Raw genomic sequence first — 1,256 nt, 5'->3', positions numbered from 1 at the left:
GGTGCATCGCAAGGCGGAGGGTCGTCCTCGTACCGGGCGTACGTGGACGATCCCGGCAACGCGGCGAGGTGCCGTGCCAGGCGTCGCGGACCAGACGGGACTTTCGACACACGCCCTAGCACTGATCGCAGGGGTGGGGCGACGCAGCGTCGTCCCACCCCTGACCGGTCCCCGGCCGTCCGGCCACAGCAGTGGGCGCCGTGCGGATCGCACAGGCGCCACCGCTGCGCGCCGCGGCTCTCGCACCACCCATGGTGCGTGCCCGCGCCCGCCGGCAGCCGGACAGGCGGGAAGAGAGCGTCACGCCGGCCGGCAGGCAGTCGACGGCGGACAGCGGCGGGACGGAGTCTCGCATCGACAACATCTGGGCCCGGCGGGCCGACCACGGCAAGGCGGGCACCGTCGGCTGGGGCGTCAACACCGCCGCCACCGGCGTGGTGGTCAACGGTGACGATGTGACCGCGTACGGGCTCTTCGTCGAGCACTACCAGCGGTGGCAGACCGTCTGGGACGGCGAGCGCGGCCGGACCGTCTTCTACCAGAGCGAGCTGCCGTACGACCCGCCGAGCCAGGCCGCCTGGCACAGCCCGACCGGGCGGGGCTGGGCGTCGTACAAGGTCGCCGACCACGTCCGCGAGCACGAGGCGTGGGGGTTGGGCGCCTACTCGTACTTCAATCAGGGCGTCGACATCCGCTGCGACCGGGCGATCGAGGCGCCACGCCGGGCCGGAGTGCGCTTCCACGACGCGGTGACCGTCTTCCTCGACGGCAGCGGCGGCATCGACCGCACCGTCAACGGGGCCGGCACCCCGGTCGTCGGCTCGCACGGCACCAGCCCCGTGATCAGCTACCCCTGAGCCGGGCACTGCGCCCCCCACGTCGTGCCTTGGCCAGTCCGGGCTGGGGCGGACCGTCAGTCGGCGTGGGGGTGTTCAGCACAGCGGGTTGCCTCCGGAAGCACCGGCGGGACGGCCGAGCCCAGTTGGCCGCAGCCGTCCCTTCCGGGGTTCAGATCATGTGTAGGGGATTCGGAGGGCCGACTGGTCTCCGGTGGCGAGGGTGCTGGGGGCGTTGCCCAGGGCGTTCCAGATTTTCACCTGGACGGTTCCGCCCTTCAGGTCACAGAGTGTGCCGCTTTGTGAGGCCGGTCCGGCCTTGTCGGTGTAGTGCTCCCAGCCGGGTGCGGGGTCGGTGGCGAAGTAGTGGTAGGTCTCGACGCGGTCCCACTTTCCGTCTCCGGTGCAGTCGTAGGACAT

1 protein-coding gene and 1 pseudogene are annotated in these 1,256 nt (G+C 71.7%); one reads left to right on the top strand and one right to left on the bottom strand.

What is annotated here, in order from left to right; all coding sequences use genetic code 11:
• Window positions 1–200: 200 nt before the first annotated feature.
• Window positions 201–857: a pectate lyase-like domain-containing protein gene (locus tag AC5WRT_RS38845; protein WP_496098923.1), complete on the top strand. Its 657-nt coding sequence runs from the start codon at window positions 201–203 to the stop codon at window positions 855–857.
• A 156-nt stretch (window positions 858–1,013) separates the two neighbouring features.
• On the opposite strand, the pseudogene AC5WRT_RS38840 reads toward AC5WRT_RS38845, so the two are convergent.
• Window positions 1,014–1,256: pseudogene (locus tag AC5WRT_RS38840) on the bottom strand (glycoside hydrolase family 16 protein); the annotation flags it as partial.

The sequence above is a fragment of the Streptomyces sp. NTD91 genome, from assembly GCF_059510455.1.
The sequence above is the reverse complement of the archived record's forward strand: the minus strand, read 5'-3'. Positions and strand labels throughout refer to the sequence as shown.